The organism is Nocardia sp. NPDC051911, assembly GCF_040681035.1.
GTDB lineage: Bacteria > Actinomycetota > Actinomycetes > Mycobacteriales > Mycobacteriaceae > Nocardia > Nocardia sichangensis.
Genome location: NZ_JBFAXY010000001.1, coordinates 277,250 through 295,406 on the forward strand (window position 1 = coordinate 277,250; position 18,157 = coordinate 295,406).

Below are 18,157 nucleotides of genomic sequence, written 5' to 3' on the forward strand. Positions count from 1 at the left end.
ATCGAGCGGAGAGGCAGCCGCTCAGCCCCTCGACAACCGGAAGATTCGCAGGTCCTCAGGGACACCGTTGAGTGGCGCCGCGAAGAAGCTGCGGCGATACGGCTTGGCCGCCAAGCCCAGCTCCGCCAGCGTCTCCGGCCGCAGCCCCTGGAGCGTGGCCTCCGACAGCATGGTGTTGCCGTTGCCGCCCGCCTCCATGACCCGGGCCGCGATGGTGACGTCCACCCCGAGCCAGTCGCCCCCGATCTCACGCGGGGAACCGGTGTGCAAACCGATCCGCATCTGCGGGGTATAGCCGCGCACCTGCACGTCGGCCAGGTTGCGCTTGGCGGTCACGGCGGCGCGCACCGCCCGGTCGGCCGAGGGGAACACCGCCATGACCCCGTCGCCCATGCGCTTGACCACGTGGCCGCCCCGCTCGGCGATCGGCGGCTCGATGGCCTTGGCCACCTTGCGCAGCAGTTCCAGGGTGGCCTCGTCACCGGCCGACAGCGACCAGCGCGAGAAGGCCACCAGATCGGTGAACATGACAGTTACTTCTTGGCTACCTTTACCGCGTCCCATCCGCTCCAGGGCGGCCTGCCAGACCTGCAAGGCGCCGAAGCCGATCTCCCGCGCGGCGCTCGGTGCGTCGCCGACCAGTTTGTCCGCCGCGCGCGCGACCGCTCGCGCCCCGCCGGGCCCGGAAACCGACAGCGGGTCGCCGAAAGCGGGATCACCCGGCAGCTGCTGCCGCGCCTTGCGCAGCACGCCGATCAGGTCCGCCCGCTGATTCGCCGCGTTCACCAGCGCGGATATCTGGGCACGCCGTAACCCGCCGGAACGGCGGGGAGCATCGCCCGGATCGGACGGCTCCAACGGAATGACCACCTCGGGCGGTACCCCTCCCTCGGCCTCCGGCCCCGACCCCGGCTCGGCGCCGCCGGAAGGTGTTTCATGCACGCCCCGAGGGTATCTCAGCCGATCCGACGTCGGCAGGTTACCGATCATCACCATGTGCCACCTCCGCTGCGAACCTCAGCGAGCACACCGTCGGGCCCGGCATTGGATAACGAGCTGGTTGCCGCACCGAGGCTACTCGGGCGAGAAGGAGTCTCGGAACCGGCAAGGGGCATAGTTTCCTCGATGTTCACACGCACGATCGGCCCGGCGCGAGGGTTCGCACCGGGCCGATCAGGGCACCGTCCGCCGGGCAGTGACGGGCGGTGGGGGGAGCGCCGGACCTCCCGACAAGGTCGGCGCACCGTCAACCCGAGTGGCGAGGGAAGGCGACTCGGGTCGTCAAGGGAGCTCGTCTCAAGCGTCGCGCTGGTTCACCACGACCAGCGACGCGACGAAGACGATCGCGACGAAGACGGTGAAGTACAGCAGGCTGCCCCAGGGTCCCCAGTGCCAGTTGGCCGTGGACGGGGAGGCGCTCATGAAATGGTTCGCGTTCGCGAACGGCAGGAACGGGGTGACATTGCGTCCGAAGCTGCCGAACGCACCGAGCAATCCCTCGATGAGCAGCGGCCACAGCACGATCAGCGAGATCGCGGCGGCGGATTGCCGCACCAGCACGCCGACGCCGACCGCGAGGACGACGCACAGGAACGCGTAGATCGGGATGGAGTAGACCTCGCGCCAGTCGGCCGCGCTGGACAGCGTGAGCGCCGCACCCGCGTCCGGCCCGCTGATCGCTTTCGCCACCACGTAGGCGACGAACGCCAAGGCGATGGTCAGCAGCGCGCCGTACACGCTGACCAGCCCGGCCTTGGTCAGGATGACCTTGGCCCGGTGCGGCGTCGCCTGGAACGTCGTCCGGATGATGCCGAAGCGGTATTCGCTGGTCACGGTCAGGGTGGCCATGATCATCAGGACCATCACGCCGAAACCGCTGATCCCGGCCACCGCGGTGGAGACCGTCAGGTCGATCGCGCCTTCCGTGCCGTAGGACGCGCGCGCCACCGAGGCGAGCAAGGCGGCCATGCCCAGCGCGAGGGCGACGACGATCGCCGAGCACCACCAGGGCGACCTGGTCGAGGTGAGCTTGATTCGTTCCGCTGCCAGCACGCCCATCAGAGCGCACCTCCCATCACCTGATCGAAGCCTTCGCCGTGGTACTCCACCGCGCCGCCGGTCATCCGCATGAACGCCTCTTCCAGCGACGCGCGCTGCGGGGCCAGCTCGAACAGCGTGATGCTGTTCTCGCCCGCGAGCTTGCCCACCGCGTCACTGGAGACGCCCGCCACCATGAGCGCGGGGCCGTCGGCACTCGCGCCGTCCTCCCTGACGGTCATGCCGTTGGAGGTGAGCACGCTGCGCAGCTGGTCGAGCTGCGGGCTGCGCACCCGGACCGTCTGCTCCGAGGCGCGTTCGATGAACTCCTGGGTGGTGGAATCCGAGATCAGCTTGCCGCGCCCGATCACAACCAGGTGCTCGGCGGTCTGCGCCATCTCCGACAGCAGATGACTGGAGACCAGCACCGTGCGGCCCTCGGCGGCCAGCCGCTGCATGAAGCGGCGGATCCACAGGATGCCCTCCGGATCGAGGCCGTTCACCGGTTCGTCGAACAGCAGCACCTCCGGGTCGCCCAGCAGCGCGCCGGCCAGGCCGAGCCGCTGCGACATGCCGAGCGAGAAGCCGCCCGCCGACTTGCCCGCAACCTCGGACAGGCCGACCAGCCGCAGCACCTCCTCCACCCGGGACTTGGCGATGTCGTTGGAGGCGGCCATCCACTCCAGATGAGCCCGCGCCGACCGGTTCGGATGCACCCACTTGGCGTCCAGCAGCGCCCCGACGGTGCGCAGCGGATGGTCCAGCTCGTGGTACGGCCTGCCTTTGATCAAGGCGGTGCCCGCGGTGGGCTTGTCCAAGCCGAGGATCATGCGCATGGTGGTCGATTTACCCGCGCCGTTCGGTCCGAGGAACCCCGTTACCTGCCCGGGGCGAACGGTGAAGGTCAGATCCTGCACCGCTACGGTCTGCCCGTAGTGCTTGGTGAGGCCTTTCAGCTCGATCATGCCGCCCAGCATTCCGCAAATCGCGGGCGCGCGCGTCGGTAATTAGTGCCGAGTTGGATCATCCTCGAGGATGAGGACAGGAAACAGGATCCCTTAAGGGTCGAGGCCGAAGTCGCAACGGCCGAGTAGTTCGGCGGCGACGCGCAGCAGCGGAGCGATGTAACCGGGGATCGCACTCGGATCGCGCAGCGCCGCCGATGTTCGGAGCGGCAGGATCACAGGCGTTTACACCGCGAGGGCGAACACGGCGGCGAGCGCGGCGGCCGCGTCGAGCAGGGCGCGAGATCGAGCCGCGATGCTCGTGTCCCGGGCCGCCAGCGCCGCCTCGACATCATCGGATCGGTGGCCGCGCGGCAGGTCGGACATCAAGGTCTTCAGCGTGTCGACGCGGTATCCCGCTCTGCGGAGCTGATGGACGATCCGGGCATCCCGGACCTGGGTGGGAGAGTACTGCCGCGTGCGCTGCGTGGTCGCGCGATCCGGGACGACGAGTCCCTCCGCGTCCCAATGCCGCAGTGTCGACGGGCGCACGCCCAGCGCGGCGGCGAGTTCGGCAACGCTCATCGCATCGGAGGGGCGCACGTCGGCGATCGGCTCGGCGGAGATCACCTCCGCCGCCCGCTTGGCGAGTGCCAGATCGGTGCGTTCCCGGTCCAGCCGGGCATGTGCTGCGTCGAGCAGAGCCAGTACCTGAGGTACCGGTCCCTCGTGGACGGCGCGAACGATGCGCTTGGCTTCGACGGGGCCGACGCCCGCCGCCAGCGCTCGATAGGCGAGTGCGGAACGCACATGCACCTCGCCGTACCTGCGGTAGCCGGTCGCAGTGCGTATCGCCGTCGGCAGCACACCGTCGCGTTCGAGGTTGCGGATCTGCTGCACGGAGTACCCGACGCGCAGCGCCACATCGGCCGTGCGCATCGTGGAGTTGCGACTTGTCGCGCCATTTGCCATGCATCTCCTGCTCGAAGTCTCCACAAGCACCTTAATGAAACGCTGGAATACGTGACCATCGACGAGATCATCGGCTTCGTCTCCACCCTCGACGGAGTCCTCACCCTCAGCCCCGGCCCCGGCGACGGCTCACCGGAGATCAGCTGGGGCGATACCTTCTTCTACTACTCACCGGACGGGGTGATACCGAAGGCGACCCAGCCCTTCGCGACGATCGTGACGAAGAACTATCCCGGCGACGAAAGTTCGGACTTGGACCGCCCAGATGCGTTCCGCGTCAACATCGCCGCCGGAAAAGAAGCCTTCACCCACTGGACCGGCCACACTCCCCGCGAACGATCCACCCCCGACAATCCGAGCGCAACCGATACGGTGATCCCCCACCCGGTCTACGCATCCGCCGCCTGGCTGGCAGTCATCAACCCCGGCCCCCGGACCACCGCCCCCACCCGCACCCTCCTCCGCACCGCTTACGACCTCGCCCGCTCCCGCCACGAACGCCGCTGAGGCGCCGCGAGTGGCACATGGTTGCGGCGAAGTGCGAGAACATCTTCGACCATGTGCCACTCGCGGGAATCGCACCGCGCTGTTGACATGGAGCGCGCTCCAGCACCTAGCGTCGGGGCCGACGAATTCGAGTGCAGGAGGTAGCAGCATGAACGACATTTCGAGTCGGCGGCTCGGTGGGCTGACGGTTTCCGCGCAGGGCCTGGGGTGCATGGGTATGAGTCACGGCTACGGCGCTGCGGACGACGAGCAGTCGATCGCGACGCTGCACCATGCCCTCGACGTGGGGGTCACCTTGTTGGACACCGCCGACTTCTACGGCGCGGGGCACAACGAGGAGCTGATCGGACGGGCCGTCGCAGGGCGGCGAGACGAGGTGGTGCTCGCCACGAAATTCGGCTTCGCCAACCGCTTGGGCGAGCCCACTCATATCCGTGGCGACGCGGCCTACGTGCGACAGGCATGCGAGGCATCGCTGCGCAGGCTGGGCGTCGACCACATCGACCTCTACTACCTGCACCGGGTGGACCCGCAGGTGCCGATCGAGGAGACCGTCGGCGCGATGGCCGAGCTGGTACAGGCCGGGAAGGTCCGGCACCTCGGGCTGTCGGAGGCGGGCGCGGACACCATTCGCCGCGCACACGCGGTGCACCCGATCGCCGCGTTGCAGAGCGAGTGGTCATTGTGGACGCGTGATCTGGAGGCGGAGATTCTCCCGGTCTGCCGTGAACTCGGCATCGGCCTGGTCCCCTTCTCGCCGCTCGGGCGCGGATTCCTGACCGGACGGTACAACTCGGTGGAAGGCCTGGCGGACAACGACGTGCGGCGCAGCCAGCCTCGCTTCGCCGACGGCAACCTCGAACGGAACCTGGCGATCGTCGCCGAGCTGAACGAGCTGGCCGCGGCGAAAGGTGTCACCGCGGGCCAGCTCGCGTTGGCCTGGGTGCAGCACCGGGGCGAGGACGTGGTGCCGATTCCCGGCACCCGACGGCAGCGGTACCTGGAGGAGAACCTCGCAGCGCTGACCATCGAACTGTCCGTCGACGACATCGCCGCCATCGAGGCCGCCGCCCCGCCGGAGCAAGTGGCGGGCGACCGCTACGACGCGACGAACCTCACCTTCGTCAACGGCTGAGGCCCGAACCCAGCGCGCCCGGACTCGCCCCACCGAGTGATGGCAGGCACCTGCTCGACCCGCTTCCGTCAACGGCTGGATCCGGGGGCGACTGGGCCGCCATCGTTCGCCGACGGAGTGAGGGCCGAGCACGCGATTCCGAAAGCCGTCATCGACGTCCCGAGCCTCTGGACTCGAGCCCGACGCCTCACAGCCCCGGGGACGATGCCTGGGCCCAGAAGCGCTTCGGGATGCGCCCGGCCAAGCGCGCGGTGTATCCGGCGCGCACCGCGTCCGCCATCGCCGCGGCCATCAACTCGGGGCGCTTCGCCCTGGTGACGGCGGTGGCCAGCAACACCGCGGAGCAGCCGAGTTCCATGGCGAGGGCGGCGTCGCTCGCGGTGCCGATGCCCGCGTCGAGGATGACCGGCACCTTCGCGTCGGCGACGATCATCTCGATGTTGTGCGGGTTGCCGATGCCGAGGCCGGTGCCGATGGGCGCGCCCAGCGGCATCACCGCCACGCAACCCGTCTCCTCCAGACGGCGAGCCAGGACCGGGTCGTCGTTGGTGTAGGGCAACACGACGAAGCCGTCGTCGACGAGTTGTTCCGCGGCGGTGAGCAGTTCGACGGGGTCCGGCAGCAGGGTGCGCTCGTCGGCGACCACCTCGAGTTTCACCCAGTTGGTGTCAAGCGCCTCACGCGCCAGCTGCGCGGTGAGCACCGCCTCGGCCGCGGTGCGACAGCCCGCCGTGTTCGGCAGCGGCGCGATGTCCAGACGTTTCAGCAGGTCGAGCACACCAGTGCCGCCCGCGGCGTCGATGCGCCGCATGGCCACGGTGGTCAACTCGGTGCCGGAGGCGATCAGCGCTTCCTCCAGCACGGCGAGGTTCTCCGCGCCGCCGGTGCCCATGATCAGGCGGGAACCGAACTCCCGGTCCGCGATCCGCAGCGGGGCGTCGGCCCGCGCGGATGCCGTCGCAGCCTCAGCCACCTTGAACCGCCGTCAGCACCTCGATCTGCCAGCCGCGCCCGACCGGTTCGTCCCAGCGCGACTTGGGGAACACGGCTCCGTCCACCGCGAGCGCGACACCCCGGCACGGCAGTCCGAGGCGCTCCAGCAACTCGCGCACGGTGAGCGGCTCGGCGAACTCGTGCTCGTCGCCGTTCACCGTGACACCGATGGGGACGGATGACAGCGTCATCGAATTCCTCCTACAGTCGTCGAAAAGCGTTGCGGGTCGGCTACTTCCGCTTCGGGCAGCATTGCCCCGCCGAGCAGGCTCGCCACCGCGTCCACCGTGAGCGGCAGGGTCAGCATGCCGTTGCGGCCGTGCCCGGTGGCCGCGACGATGCGGTCGGTGAGCCGGCCGATCAGCGGCAGGTTGTCCGGGCTGCCCGGCCGGGAACCGGCGCTCGCTTCGGCGAGTTCGTATTCGCCGATGCCGGGGAAGACCGCCTCCGCGTCGGCGATCAGGTCGCGGACGCCGGCGACGGTGACCGCGGTGTCGAAACCCGCCTCGTACTGCGTGGCGCCGACGACGATTCCGTCGGCGCGCGGCACCAGGTAGACCGCGCGCCCGTGCACTCTGGCTCGGATCACCCGGCGCGGCGCGGGCGCGACGCCGGGCCGTTGCCGCAGGCGCAGGATCTCGCCCTTCACCGGGCGAACCGGCAGCTCCGGCCACAATGCCGCCGACGCGGCTCCCGCGGCGAGCACGACTTGGTCGTGCGGAAGTTCCGTCAGCGAGTCTACGGACTCGGCGCGAACCACGACGCCGGCCGCCTCGGCGGCTCGCCGCAGCGCGGCGACCAGCTTGCGGTTGTCGATCGCGGGTTCGGCGGGTGCGAGCAGCGCGGCGCGCACCGTCCTGGCCAGGCCGGGTTCCCGCTCACGCACTCCAGCGCGGTCCAGCAGGCGCAGCTCGTGCCCGCGTCCGCCGACCCAATCGGCCACGGTGCGCAGGTCGGCCGCGTCGGCCGCGTCCAGCGCGACGGTCATGGTCTCGTCCGCCACGAAAACCGAGACGCCGGTCGCGTCCGCCAGCCGGGCGGCGAATTCCGGCCAGCGGGCCAGCGACGCTGCGCCGAATTCGAGCACCCGATCCTCGCCGGGCCAGCCTTCCGACAGCGGTGCGAGCATGCCCCCGGCCACCCAGGAGGCCCCGGTGGCGACAGCCGGATCGAACAGGGTGGCCGACCAACCGGCCTCGGCGGCCCGCCAGGCCACGGCGAGCCCCACGGCGCCGCCACCGACGACGGCCAGAGTCCGCATCCGATCCACCTGCCTCCTGTTTCGCATCCCACGGTAGCGCGGCTACGGTCGAAGGCGTGCAACCCTCCCACCCCAATCGACCCGCCTCGCCGCGGGAGCGTCTGACGAACGCGCGGCTGTACCTGTGCACCGACGCTCGCCGGGAGAAGGGCGATCTGGCCAAGTTCGCCGAGGCCGCGTTCGCAGGCGGAGTCGACATCATCCAGCTCAGGGACAAAGGATCACCGGGCGAGGCCGAGTTCGGCCCGCTGGAGGCCAGGGCCGAGCTCGGCGCGCTGGCCGAACTGAAGGCCGCCGCGCGCAGGCACGGCGGGCTGGTCGCGGTGAACGACCGCGCCGACATCGCCCTCGCCGCCACCGCCGACGTGCTGCACCTCGGCCAAGGCGACCTGCCGCCCTGGTACGCGCGCCGAATCCTCGGGCCCGACGTGGTGATCGGACGATCCACGCACAATCGCGCGCAGGCCGGGCTCGCCGCGATCGATGAGCACATCGATTACTTCTGCACCGGCCCCATCTGGGCGACCCCGACCAAACCCGGCAGGCAGGCGGCGGGCCCCGAACTGGTTCGCTCCACCGCGGACGCCCATCCCACCCGGCCCTGGTTCGCGATCGGCGGGATCAACGCCGAGAACCTGGCGCAGGTGCTGGAAGCCGGGGCGAAGCGGGTCGTCGTGGTGCGCGCGATCACCGAGGCACGCGATCCGGAAGCCGCGGCGCGTGAGCTGAAAACGGCGCTACTGGCGAACGCGTGAGCGCCGCGGTCAGGAAAGCACCTGTCCGCGGGTGAACGAAAGCGCGGTCTCCACCGCCGTGTTCCCGTTCGACGCGGGCTCCGCGGCCTGCACGCCCGGCTCGTCGACGATCCTGGCGTAGTCGCCCGGACCGGCCGGATCCGAATGCAGCCAAACGAAACCGAGGTCGGCGAGGTCGAGCGTGCGCGGCAGGGCGGCGGCGACGGCTCGATCGTCGCCGAGTTCGGCGAGCAGCACCCGCGCCGGTGCGGCGCGCAGAGTGGGCCAGGACGCGGCGAAACCGGGATGCAGCGGGCGGGCGTCGACGTCGTCCTCGGGAACCCAGGCCAATTCGGTGCTCTCGCGGTTGCCGGTGGTCGGCAGCGTCATCACCGCGTCGGCGACGACCGTGGTGTAGGTCCAGCCGCTCAGGGCCGACGCTGTCACCCGCTCGCCGCGCACCCGGACGTCGGCCGGATCGATGCCCGCCTCTTCCCACGCCTCGCGGACCGCCGCGTGCACGGGCGTCTCGTGACTGTCCCGCGCGCCGCCGGGCAACGCCCAGGTCCCGCCTTGATGACTCCACGGCGCGCGGTGTTGCAGCAGCACCGCCGAACCGCCATCGGCCAGCGGAGCGCGCAGCAGCAGTCCGGCGGCGCCGAAGCGCCCCCAGTGCCGCAATCCGTCCGGGCCACGCGACCAACCGTCACCGTCACCACGCATGTCGTACCCATCCTCGTCCAGCCGCGGGCAGCGCCTCACCGCCGTCTCCTCCCAATCGGGGGTGTTTCACACGCCGCGGCGCCCGTACGACCACAATAAACTCCGCACCAACACGCACGGATCGATCGGATATCCGGTCCAGCCGTCGAGAAATCCGCGTACGCGGCCCAAACTGGGGAGGTGGACATGGCTAGCTCCGAGCCGACGACGGCCGAACTCCGGCCGTCGTCCGCGCCCGAGCCCGCCGGTCGGGACGATCCGGGCGGCCTGAGCGTCGCGGTGGTGCGCGAACGTCTCGACCTGACCAATCTGCGTTCGTTCGCCAATTCCTCACCGGGACGGCTGATCGCGCTCGGGCTGCTGCTCATCGGGTTGTGCCTGGCCGCGGGCTCGATGACCGCCGCGACGGTCGGTGACCGACAGCAGGGCCTGGATGTGTTGCTGCGCGACACCGAACCGGACGCGCATTCCGCGCTCCGGCTCTACACTTCGCTGTCGATCGCCGACGCAGCGGCGAGCACCGCCTTCATCTCCGGCGGGCTGGAGCCGCAGGCGGTGCGGGATCGCTACACGCAGGCACTGGGCGAAGCGTCGGCGGAATTGGTCACCCAATCCGACGCGGCGGCCGATCCGGATGCGCGGCTGCGCACCGGCATAGTCACCGGCCTGCCGGTGTACTCCGGTCTGGTGGAAACCGCACGGACGAACAATCGCAGCGGATATCCGGTCGGCGCCGCGTATTTGAGCGAGGCCTCCAACCAGATGCAGACGACGCTGCTACCTATGGCCGAGGAACTGCACAATCATCGCTCGGCGGCGGTGACCGCCGCGCAGCGCAACCACGTGCGCCCGCCGTGGTCCGCGATCGGCCTGCTGCTGCTCACCCTCGGCGTGCTGGTCTGGGTCCAGCGCGATCTGGCGCGACGCTGGCGGCGGGTGCTCAACCCGGGACTGGTGCTCGCGTCGGCGGCCATGCTGATCCTGCTCGCGTGGACGGTGATCGCGGGCTCGGTGTCGGCGGCGGCGATGATCAGCGCTCGCGACGACGGCGCGGTGCCCTCCTCCCGGTTGACCGAGAGCCGCATCCTGGTGCAGCAGGCCCGCGCCGCGGAGACCTTGAAATTGGTGCGCCGCGACGCGACCGGCGACTACGACCGCACCTACGACGCGGACATCGAACGGCTGGCCGATCTGATCGGCAAGTATCCCGGCTCCGCGCCCGCGGCGAACGAGATGCGCAATGCCGTGCCTGCCCTGGCGCGCTGGCGAGTGGCGCACCAGCGCATGAACGACGCGCTGGCGAAGGGCGATTTCAACAGCGCGGCCGTGGTGGCGACCGGACCCGGCTCGGCGGACGTCACCGTGCAGGTGGAGGCGCTGGACCGTTCGCTGGAGCAAGGCATCGCCGCCACCAGGGACACGCTGCGCGACAGGATCTCCCATGCGGCCCGCACCCTGGACTTCCTGGGCGCGGGCGCGATGGTGCTCGGCATACTGGCGGCAGGCTATGTCGGACTGGGCATCTGGCCCCGGCTTCGGGAGTACCGATGAGATCCGCGCGCGGCATTCTGGTGGCCGCCCTCGTCGTAGTGACGCTGGCGAGCGGCTGTGCGAGCGATTCCGGCGCGCCGGTGTCGGGCAAGACGCCGAAGTACACCGATCCCCCGTTGCCTGCCAAGGCCGTTCCGGTGCTCACCGATTCGCCGGTCCCGCCGTCGCCGGGCACGTCGCGGTGCGGAGACCCGACCGCGAGCCTGCGTCCGACCGGAGCGGGCGCTGCCGCGCGCGGCGCGGCGATCGACGCGATCCGGGCGCGCGGCAGGCTGCTCGTCGGATTGGACACCGGCAGCAATCTGTTCAGCTACCGTGACCCGATCTCCGGCGCCATCGTCGGTTTCGACGCCGACATCGCCAGGGAAGTGGCCCGCGATCTGCTCGGCAGCCCGGATCTGATCGAGTTCCGCAGCCTCGGCTCCGCCGAGCGGGAGACGGCGTTGCAGAACCGCACCGTCGACCTGGTCGCCAAGACCATGACGATCAACTGCGAGCGCCGCGAGAAGGTCACGTTCTCCACCGTCTATCTGCGCGCCAACCAGCGGGTGCTCGCGGTGAAGAACTCCGGGATCCGCAGCCTGGCCGATCTGGCGGGCCGGCGGGTGTGCATCGTCTCGGGCACCACGTCGCTGGAGCACATGCGCCGCGACCAGCCCGCCGCGACCATCCTCACCGTGCCGAGCTGGGCCGACTGTCTGGTCGTGCTGCAACAGCGCCAGGTCGACGCGGTGAGCACCGACGACGCCGTGCTCGCAGGCCTGGCCGCGCAGGACCCGTACACCGAGCTGGTCGGCGGCAGCATCAGCGAGGAGCCGTACGGCATCGGCATCACCAAGGGCAACGACGACCTTGTCCGCTTCGTCAACGGCACACTGGAACGCATCCGCAACGACGGCACCTGGGTCGGGCTTTACCAGAAATATCTCACCGTTCTCGGCCCCGTACCCGCTCCACCCGCCCCTACGTATCAGGACTGACGGGTCGATGAGCACACGGCAGGTCCCCGAGCCCGACCCGGACGAGAACGCCGCGGTAGGGCCCGGCCCGGCCGCTGTGTTCGAGGGTGGATCCAGCGCGGCCGGGCGGCAGCAGAACGCGGCGGTGGCGAAACCGTCGCGTGGAGACCACGCGGACCCGCGACAACTGGGGGCACACGCCACGGGAACGGGGCGGCGCGCGGGTGTGGGCGAGCCGGAAACGGTTGCGGCCGAAGAAATCGAGCACACCACGTATACGCCGATCGGTCGTGCGGCGACCTCGTTCGGCCCAGTCGCGTTGAACCGCGTCGAGGACATTGATCCCCCCGATGAGGCGCACACCCCACGGAACCCTGCCGTGCGCGACGCCGAGGAATCGGCCTCGTCCACCGACGACACACCGGACCGCACCGGTGCGGAGCGACATGGGCCGCCCACGCGGGACAACCCACCGGACACGGAACGCGAACCATCGCCCGCGGATGCGGAACAGTCGGCGGAAGAGGCGGATTCGGACGCGACCCGATTGCAGGTGAACCGCCCGGAAACGGCATCGAGCACGGCCGCGTGGCTACGCGACCCCGCCGAAAGGCAAGAGACACCGGAACCGGGCGGAACCCAGGGCACGGCGGCGTACGCGGCGACATCGGATCAGACGCGACGCACGGATTCCGAACCCGCGTCGGCTCCGCAGCGCACCTCCGGACGCAGCGTGCGCACCGCGCGCACCCGGCCTGCGGTGCGGCGGCTCGGCGCCGGGCTGGTGCCTATCCCGACGGTGACGCCCGCGGATCCCCGCGACGCCGTGCTCACCAACGCGGTCGTCTCCGAAGGCAGGCGATTCTGCTGGCGCTGCGGCAAACCGGTCGGCCGGGCGACGGCGACCCGGCCCGCGACCACGGCGGGCACCTGCGCGACCTGCGAGGCGCCCTTCGACTTCCGTCCTACGCTGTACCCGGGCGACATGGTGGCGGGACAGTACGAGATCCAGGGCTGCATCGCGCACGGCGGACTCGGCTGGATCTATCTGGCGATCGATCGCAATGTCAGCGACCGCTGGGTCGTGCTGAAGGGCCTGCTGCACGCCGGTGACGCCGAAGCGCAGGCGGTCGCCATGGCCGAACGCCAATTCCTCGCCGAGGTGGCGCACCCCAGCATCGTCAAGATCTACAACTTCGTCGAGCACACCGGCGCGGACGGCACACCCGTCGGCTACATCGTCATGGAGTACGTCGGCGGCCGGTCGCTGCGCGACATCCTCGACTCCTACGAACGCCCGAAGCGCATGCCGGTCACCGAGGCGATCGCCTACCTGCTCGAGATCCTGCCCGCGCTGGACTACCTGCACTCGACCGGCCTGACCTACAACGACCTCAAGCCCGACAACGTGATGGTCACCGACGACCAGGTCAAACTGATCGATCTCGGGGCCGTCGCCACCATCGAAGCGTACGGAAACCTTTACGGCACCAGAGGGTTCCAGGCGCCGGAGATCGCGCGTACGGGCCCGACCGTCGCCTCCGACGTCTACACCGTGGGGCGCACGCTGGCCGTGCTCACCTTGAACATGCCTTCGGAGCACGGACGGTACCTCGACGGCCTGCCCGACCCAGCCGACCAGCCGGTGCTGGCTCGCTACCAGTGTTTCCATCGTCTGCTGCTGTGCGCCACCGACCCGGACCCGCAACGCCGCCTTCCCTCCGCCCGTGCGATGTCCGCCCAGATGTCGGGCGTGCTGCGGGAGATCCTCGCGCTGGAGACCGAGACCGAACACCCGCAGTTGTCCACCGTCTTCACGCCGCCGCGGTCCAGTTTCGGCACCGAGGAATTGATCAGTCAAACCGACGCCTACACCGACGGCCGCCCCCGCAGCAGCCTGCTCGACGCCCCCGATGTGGTGGCGGCGTTGCCGATTCCGCTGCTGGATCCGGCCGACCCGGCCGCGCCCCTGCTCTCGGCAGCCGTGCATCCCGAGCCCGCCCACGCGCTGGAGGCGCTGCGGCACGCACGTGAGCGAGCCGAAGCCGATCCCGGCAACGCCCCGGAGACGCTCGAGCTGGAACTCACCCTCGCCGAGGCGCGCGTGCGGCTCGATCTGCGCGAATCCGCCACGGTGCTTGACTTGCTGGCGCGGCTGCCCGAACGGGAGTGGCGGGTGAGCTGGTTTCGGGGCATGGCCGAATTGCTCGACCGGGAGTACGAGCGCGCCTTCACCGACTTCGACGAGGTCTTCCGGGTGCTCCCCGGCGAACTCGCCCCCCAGCTGGCGCTCGCCGCAACGGCCGAACTCATACTCCAGCATTGGGATTCGCCGGACCCCGAACAGTGGCGCAGCTATGCCGAGCAGGCGTACGAGACCGTCTGGCGCACCGACCGCACCGTGGTGAGCGCCGCCTTCGGGCTGGCCAGGCAGCTGGCGGCGGACGAGCGGGTGGCCGAGGCCGTGCAGGCGCTGGACGCCGTGCCCGCCGCGTCACGGCATTTCACCACCGCGCGGATGACGGCGGTGCTGCTGATGCTCACCGCCGCGCCGATAGCCGATCTCGACGAGGCCACCCTGCACATCTCGGCGTCTCGGATGCTGAGCCTGCCCGCGGGCGAGAGTCGCGCGGTGCAGATGCGGGTGCTGGTGCTCGGCGCGGCCCTCGCGTGGCTCCAGGCGGGCAACACGCCGAAGCGTCCCGATGCCACACTGTTCGGCGCGCCGTTCACCGAACGCGAACTCCGCGCGGGCGCCGAGACGGGCCTGCGCTCGCTGGCTCGTGGAGCGCCCAACCGCAGGCATCGCTACGCGCTCGTCGACCTGGCCAACCTCATTCGCGCGAAGACCTGGATCTAGCCGTCGACCACGTGCCGCGCGGCGCGGGCGATGGCCAGTTCCTCGTTGGTCGGCACCACGAGCACCGCGACCGGTGCGCCGGGCGGGGAGATACGCCGCGCGGCACGGTTTTCCGCGGTGTTGGCCGCGGGATCCACCTCGATGCCGAACGCGCCGAGACCGGCCAGGGCGTCGGCCCGCACCTGTGGGCTGTTCTCGCCGACTCCTCCGGTGAAGGTGATCGCGTCGACGCCGCCCAGGTCGATCAGGTACGCGCCGAGGTAGCGCCGCAGCCGATGGATGTACACGTCGTAGGCCAGCCGCGCGGCCTCGTCCCCGCCGTCGATGAGACGGCGCAGTTCGCGGAAGTCGTTCACGCCGGACAGGCCCTTGATCCCGGAATCCCGGTTGAGCAGCGTGTCGATCGCATCGATGTCCAGGTGCGCCGACCGCGCCAGATGCGCCACGATGCCGGGATCGAGATCACCGGACCTGGTGCCCATCACCAGGCCTTCCAGCGGCGTGAGGCCCATGCTGGTATCGATCGGACGACCGCCACGGATGGCCGACGCCGACGCGCCGTTGCCGAGGTGGAAGACGATCTGGTTCAGCTCGGCGGGGTCACGCCCGAGGAAGTCGGCCGCGCAGCCGGACACGTATTCGTGCGAGGTGCCGTGGAAGCCGTACTTCCGAATGCCATGCGCGGCCGCTACTTTGGCGTCGATGGCGTAGGTCTTCGCGGCGGCGGGCAAGCCGTGGAAGAAAGCCGTGTCGAACACCGCGACCTGCGGCACGCCCGGCAACAGCGCCCGCGCGCTCTCGATCCCGGCGACGTTGGCCGGATTGTGCAGCGGCGCCAGCGCGGCTAGTTCGCTGATCGCGGCCACCACGTCGTCGTCGATCAGGGTGGGCCGGTAGAACACCTCGCCGCCGTGCACCACCCGGTGCCCGACCGCCCGCACGCCTTCGCGTACCAAGTCGTGGCCCGTCGCGGCGAACGTGTCGAAGATCAGTCGCAGCCCGGCGGCGTGGTCGGCGATCCGCTCGCGGCGCTCGGTGGTCGAGCCGTCGGCGCGATGCTCGATCCCACCTTCGTCCTCGCCGATCCGCTCGACCACGCCCGAGGCCGCGACCACGCCCGAATCCGGGTCCACCAGCTGGTATTTGATGGACGAGGAGCCGGAATTGATCACCAGCACCATGCCCTCGGCCGTCTTGCTCATCACGCCTCCCGTGTCCCGCAGTCGCGTCGCACTCGCTCGGCAACCACGATCACCACGCGCTTGTTCCGCGACGCGCCCGCGCCGCGACGGCGAACGCACCCATCAGCTGTCCTGCGCCTGGATGGCGGTGATCGCCACGGTGTTGACGATGTCGGCCACCAGCGCGCCGCGCGACAGGTCGTTGACCGGCTTGCGCAGACCTTGCAGCACCGGGCCGATCGCGATCGCGCCCGCGCTGCGCTGCACCGCCTTGTAGGTGTTGTTGCCGGTATTGAGGTCGGGAAACACGAACACCGTGGCGCGCCCGGCGACTTCCGAATCGGGCAGCTTGGCGTCGGCGACGGTCGGTTCGATCGCGGCGTCGTATTGGATCGGCCCCTCCACCGGCAACTTCGGTGCGCGCTCGCGCGCCAGCTTCGTCGCGACGCGCACCTTGTCCACGTCCGCCCCGCTACCGGATTCGCCGGTGGAGTACGACAGCATCGCGACCCGGGGCTCGATGCCGAAGCGGTCGGCGGTCGCCGCGGACGAGATCGCGATATCGGCCAGCTGCTCCGCGGTCGGATCCGGCACGACCGCGCAATCGCCGTACGCGAGCACCCGGTCGGCCAGGCACATCAGGAACACGCTGGAGACGGTGGAGACGCCTTCCACCGTTTTGATGATCTCCAGCGACGGGCGGATGGTGTGCGCCGTGGTGTGCGCCGCGCCGGAGACCATGCCGTCGGCGATCCCCTTGTACACCATCATGGTGCCGAAATACGAGATGTCGGCGACGGTTTCGCGGGCGCGCTCCAGCGTGATGCCCTTGTGTTTGCGCAGTTCGGCGTATTCGGCGGCGAACTCGTCCAGGTAGCCGGAGTTGCGTGGGTCGAGCACCTGCGCGGCGGAGATGTCCACCCCGAGTTCGGCGGCGCGGGCGCGCACCGCCGTCTCGTCGCCGAGGATGACCAGATCGGCGATCTTGCGCTGCAACACCCGTCCGGCCGCGCGCAGGATACGGTCGTCGTCGCCCTCCGGCAGCACGATGCGTTTGCGATCGGCTCGCGCGCGCTCGATGAGCTGGTATTCGAACATCTGCGGCGTGACCACCGGACTGTGCGGAACGTCGATGCGCCGCAACAGCTCCGCGGCGTCCACGTGTTCCTCCATCAGAGCCAGAGCGGTGTTCACCTTGCGTGGGTTGCCCGCGGACATGCGGCCCCGGCTGCGGTACGCGGCGCCCGCCGTGTCGTAGGTGCCGAGCTCGGTGGTGAGGATCGGCAACTTGGGTTTCAGGCCGGTCATGAGCCGCGCCACCGCGGGATGCGGCAGCAGGCCGCCGTTCATGATGATGCCCGACAGCGACGGAAAGCCCTCGGCCTCGTGCGCGTTCACGACGCTCAGCAGTACGTCGGACCGATCGCCCGGCGCGATCACCACCACGCCCTCGGTCAGCCGTTCCAGGATGTGCTCGGCGGTCATGCCGCCGACCATGACCTTCAGCGCCTCGCGGTGCAGCAATTCCGGGTCACCGCTGTACATCTCGCCGTCGATGGCGGCGCACAGCTCGGCCATGGTGGGGGCGATCAGCAAGGGGACCTCGGGCAGTGTCCAGGACGGGACGTCGAACCCGCCGAGCGCCGCGCTCACCTCGTCCAACCGCTGCGGGTCGCAGCGATTGGCGATGATGGCGACCAGCTGCGCGTGCTCGTGCGCCAGCTCCGACGCGCACAGTTCGGCCAGCTGCTTCACCTCGTCCGGAGTGCGCCCGGCGCCGCGGACCACCAGTAACACGGGTGCGCCCAGATTGACCGCGATCCTGGCGTTGAAGCGCAACTCGCTGGGGCTGGCCACGTCGGTGTAGTCGCTGCCGACCACCACCACCGCGTCGCACGCTTTGGCGACCTCGTGGAAGCGCAGCACGATCTCGCTGATCGCCGCGTCCGGATCGGCGTGCACCTGCTCGTAGGTGGTGCCGATCGCCTGCGCGTAGTCGATGTCCGCCGTGCTGTGCTCGAGCAGCAGTTCGAGGATGTAGTCGGGTTCGGTGGTCGAGCGTGTGATCGGCCGGAACACCCCGACCCGCGCGGTCGTCGCGCACAGCGTCTGCAGTACCCCGAGGGCCACCGTCGACTTACCGGTGTCGCCTTCGGGAGAGGCGATGTACACGGCGGATGGAGCGTTGTCGGCCATGTCCCAGAGCTTAGTGAACCAGCGGCAACCGGAACCCGCCGCGCGACGATCGTCACCCACCGGGGCCTGCTCGGCGAGGTTCGATACGTGCTGGCGCGAAGCCG

General features: G+C 70.0%; 17 protein-coding genes. 6 read left to right on the forward strand and 11 right to left on the reverse strand.

Going from position 1 to position 18,157, the window contains the following annotated elements; genetic code table 11:
- Window positions 1-21 precede the first annotated feature (21 nt).
- The 5 genes from AB0L97_RS01530 to AB0L97_RS01550 form a co-directional block, all read right to left on the reverse strand.
- Window positions 22-798, reverse strand: a complete 777-nt coding sequence (locus tag AB0L97_RS01530) for an adenylate/guanylate cyclase domain-containing protein (protein ID WP_355072121.1) — start codon at window positions 796-798, stop codon at window positions 22-24.
- Between the two features lie 498 nt (window positions 799-1,296).
- Window positions 1,297-2,058, reverse strand: a complete 762-nt coding sequence (locus AB0L97_RS01535; protein ID WP_364424615.1) for an ABC transporter permease — start codon at window positions 2,056-2,058, stop codon at window positions 1,297-1,299.
- Window positions 2,058-3,002: an ATP-binding cassette domain-containing protein gene (locus AB0L97_RS01540; RefSeq protein ID WP_364424617.1), complete on the reverse strand. Its 945-nt coding sequence runs from the start codon at window positions 3,000-3,002 to the stop codon at window positions 2,058-2,060. Before AB0L97_RS01540 ends, AB0L97_RS01535 begins: the two co-directional genes overlap by 1 nt.
- A gap of 93 nt (window positions 3,003-3,095) precedes the next feature.
- Window positions 3,096-3,221: a hypothetical protein gene (locus AB0L97_RS01545; protein WP_364424619.1), complete on the reverse strand. Its 126-nt coding sequence runs from the start codon at window positions 3,219-3,221 to the stop codon at window positions 3,096-3,098.
- Window positions 3,222-3,227: 6 nt separating this feature from the next.
- Window positions 3,228-3,920 (reverse strand): MerR family transcriptional regulator, encoded by a 693-nt coding sequence (locus tag AB0L97_RS01550; RefSeq protein WP_364424864.1) that lies wholly within the window; start codon window positions 3,918-3,920, stop codon window positions 3,228-3,230.
- Window positions 3,921-4,004: 84 nt separating this feature from the next.
- Between AB0L97_RS01550 and AB0L97_RS01555 the strand changes: the two genes are divergently transcribed.
- Together AB0L97_RS01555 and AB0L97_RS01560 are read left to right on the forward strand one after the other, a co-directional pair.
- Complete coding sequence (locus AB0L97_RS01555; protein WP_364424621.1) at window positions 4,005-4,460, forward strand: DUF6194 family protein; 456 nt, start codon at window positions 4,005-4,007, stop codon at window positions 4,458-4,460.
- 148 nt (window positions 4,461-4,608) lie between these two features.
- Window positions 4,609-5,595, forward strand: a complete 987-nt coding sequence (locus tag AB0L97_RS01560) for an aldo/keto reductase (protein WP_364424623.1) — start codon at window positions 4,609-4,611, stop codon at window positions 5,593-5,595.
- Window positions 5,596-5,782: 187 nt separating this feature from the next.
- Here the strand turns inward: AB0L97_RS01560 and AB0L97_RS01565 are convergent, their stop codons facing one another.
- From AB0L97_RS01565 to thiO, 3 genes are read right to left on the reverse strand one after another with little or no spacing between them, the layout of a single operon-like run.
- Complete coding sequence (locus AB0L97_RS01565; RefSeq protein ID WP_355071586.1) at window positions 5,783-6,568, reverse strand: thiazole synthase; 786 nt, start codon at window positions 6,566-6,568, stop codon at window positions 5,783-5,785.
- The gene (gene thiS / locus AB0L97_RS01570) at window positions 6,561-6,779 is read right to left on the reverse strand and encodes a sulfur carrier protein ThiS (RefSeq protein WP_355071584.1); all 219 of its coding nucleotides are present in this window, start codon (window positions 6,777-6,779) and stop codon (window positions 6,561-6,563) included. Before thiS ends, AB0L97_RS01565 begins: the two co-directional genes overlap by 8 nt.
- Window positions 6,776-7,849, reverse strand: a complete 1,074-nt coding sequence (thiO, locus tag AB0L97_RS01575) for a glycine oxidase ThiO (RefSeq protein WP_355071582.1) — start codon at window positions 7,847-7,849, stop codon at window positions 6,776-6,778. The genes thiS and thiO overlap by 4 nt, the downstream gene beginning before the upstream one ends.
- A 56-nt stretch (window positions 7,850-7,905) precedes the next feature.
- Here thiO and thiE point away from each other — a divergent pair, with 56 nt between their 5' ends.
- Window positions 7,906-8,604 (forward strand): thiamine phosphate synthase, encoded by a 699-nt coding sequence (gene thiE / locus AB0L97_RS01580; RefSeq protein ID WP_355071580.1) that lies wholly within the window; start codon window positions 7,906-7,908, stop codon window positions 8,602-8,604.
- Window positions 8,605-8,613: 9 nt separating this feature from the next.
- Here thiE and AB0L97_RS01585 read toward each other — a convergent pair whose 3' ends face one another.
- Window positions 8,614-9,306: an NUDIX hydrolase gene (locus AB0L97_RS01585; protein ID WP_356963475.1), complete on the reverse strand. Its 693-nt coding sequence runs from the start codon at window positions 9,304-9,306 to the stop codon at window positions 8,614-8,616.
- A 186-nt stretch (window positions 9,307-9,492) separates the two neighbouring features.
- Here AB0L97_RS01585 and AB0L97_RS01590 point away from each other — a divergent pair, with 186 nt between their 5' ends.
- Genes AB0L97_RS01590 through AB0L97_RS01600 form a run of 3 tightly spaced genes read left to right on the forward strand, consistent with a single transcriptional unit; the run spans window position 9,493 to window position 14,676 of the window.
- Window positions 9,493-10,857, forward strand: a complete 1,365-nt coding sequence (locus AB0L97_RS01590; protein ID WP_355071578.1) for a hypothetical protein — start codon at window positions 9,493-9,495, stop codon at window positions 10,855-10,857.
- Window positions 10,854-11,837 (forward strand): glutamate ABC transporter substrate-binding protein, encoded by a 984-nt coding sequence (locus AB0L97_RS01595; RefSeq protein ID WP_364424625.1) that lies wholly within the window; start codon window positions 10,854-10,856, stop codon window positions 11,835-11,837. Before AB0L97_RS01590 ends, AB0L97_RS01595 begins: the two co-directional genes overlap by 4 nt.
- 7 nt (window positions 11,838-11,844) lie before the next feature.
- Window positions 11,845-14,676 (forward strand): tetratricopeptide repeat protein, encoded by a 2,832-nt coding sequence (locus AB0L97_RS01600; protein ID WP_364424627.1) that lies wholly within the window; start codon window positions 11,845-11,847, stop codon window positions 14,674-14,676.
- On the opposite strand, the gene AB0L97_RS01605 is transcribed toward AB0L97_RS01600, so the two are convergent.
- Both AB0L97_RS01605 and pta read right to left on the reverse strand, forming a co-directional pair.
- Entirely contained in the window at window positions 14,673-15,878 is a 1,206-nt protein-coding gene (locus tag AB0L97_RS01605) for an acetate kinase (protein ID WP_356962812.1), read from the reverse strand. The genes AB0L97_RS01600 and AB0L97_RS01605 overlap by 4 nt on opposite strands.
- Window positions 15,879-15,980: 102 nt before the next feature.
- Window positions 15,981-18,053: a phosphate acetyltransferase gene (gene pta, locus AB0L97_RS01610; protein ID WP_364424630.1), complete on the reverse strand. Its 2,073-nt coding sequence runs from the start codon at window positions 18,051-18,053 to the stop codon at window positions 15,981-15,983.
- Window positions 18,054-18,157 lie beyond the last annotated feature (104 nt).